This is a genomic window from Acinetobacter sp. 228, assembly GCF_048147885.1.
Map to the genome: position 1 here is coordinate 1 of NZ_JAYWYV010000306.1, position 1316 is coordinate 1316.

3 protein-coding genes are annotated in these 1316 nt (G+C 38.1%); 1 reads left to right on the forward strand and 2 read right to left on the reverse strand.

The features are described 5' to 3' along the window. Positions 1-120: hypothetical protein (locus VXQ92_RS18455; RefSeq protein ID WP_416682788.1), on the reverse strand; the 120-nt coding region annotated here is incomplete at its 3' end. Positions 121-224: 104 nt separating this feature from the next. Further along, positions 225-902 (reverse strand): monofunctional biosynthetic peptidoglycan transglycosylase, encoded by a 678-nt coding sequence (gene mtgA / locus VXQ92_RS18460; RefSeq protein ID WP_000642933.1) that lies wholly within the window; start codon positions 900-902, stop codon positions 225-227. Positions 903-978: 76 nt separating this feature from the next. Between mtgA and VXQ92_RS18465 the strand changes: the two genes are divergently transcribed. Further along, a partial coding sequence (locus tag VXQ92_RS18465) for a rhomboid family intramembrane serine protease (protein WP_416682787.1) occupies positions 979-1316 on the forward strand: 338 nt, incomplete at its 3' end.

The window sequence follows — 1316 nt, forward strand, 5'->3', positions numbered from 1 at the left end:
AGGGTCGACGGCCTGTTCCAATACGCGCAAATGAAAGTCAAGAATAGACAATTCACGATTAATATAACGGTCATTATAACTATATTCTGTTGGGGTCGTTGCTGTAATCGCTGTATTCATGTCTAACCTAATCTCTTTCCAACCAAAATCTCTGCAAAATAGTATGCTGCAAAATTATGTCAATTTGATAAAAACTAAAAAAATAACACATCTTTAAGACAGTGTTATTCAGGAATCTGGGTGCTATTCATATAACGTAAAATAACGCGTTTTCTATATTGTAGTTTACGATCGTTGCGATGATCTTGATAATATTTCGGATCAGGCAATAACGCGGCTAAAAAAGCAGCTTGTTCGCGAGTTAAGCTTTTGGCACTTTTGCCATAATAATATTGGGCCGCTGCTTCAACGCCATACAAATTTTTGCCAAATTCAACAGAGTTCATATACACCTCAAGAATTCGACGTTTCGACCACATGCGCTCCATCATCCATGTCGCTACAGTTTCTTGGCCTTTACGAATAAATGAACGTTTATTATATAAGAACAAGTTTTTTGCAAGTTGTTGAGATACGGTAGAACCACCAGCAACAACCTCTCCTTGCTCATTGTTACGCTCTAGCGCAAAACGAATACCATCCCAGTCAAAACCATGATGATGAATAAATTTTGCGTCCTCCCCTGCTAAAATTGCATGTTTGAAATTGTCACTAATATCATCATAGTCAAGCCATTCATGAATGATCGGCTCAGATGGATCTGACCAATAATCAATTCGCATAAACATGGTGGTATCAACTTCATGTGTACGCCACCAAACCAAACTTGAAAAGATCCAAAGCTGAATAAGGAGAATTGCCCCAATAAAAATTAACAACACGCGAACAATAAAGGCTTTCATGTTCGTCCTGATCTCCTGTATTCAACTTTTTTCATGTTAAGCTGTAAAGCATGTTCATATATAACAAAAGCATAGCATGACTCAATATCAGCCTCCGCACATTAATCGTAAACTCAATGTACAAGCTTGGTGGCTGACCGCCCTACTGATCTCGATTAATGTAGGTTTGTTCATCTGGCAAATTATATCTGGAGTGGACATTAGTGACCCAGCTATAAAAGATGCACTTCACTGGGGTGCAGATTTTACACCACTTACTTTTTCCGGGCAGCCAGAACGTCTATTTACCAGCATGTTTTTTCACTTTGGTATTATTCACCTTATGCTCAACATGTGGGCTTTATATATTTTTGGTAATGTCGCTGAAGCTTTATTTGGACGTTTATACTTTATTGGTCTGTATTTACTTGCAGG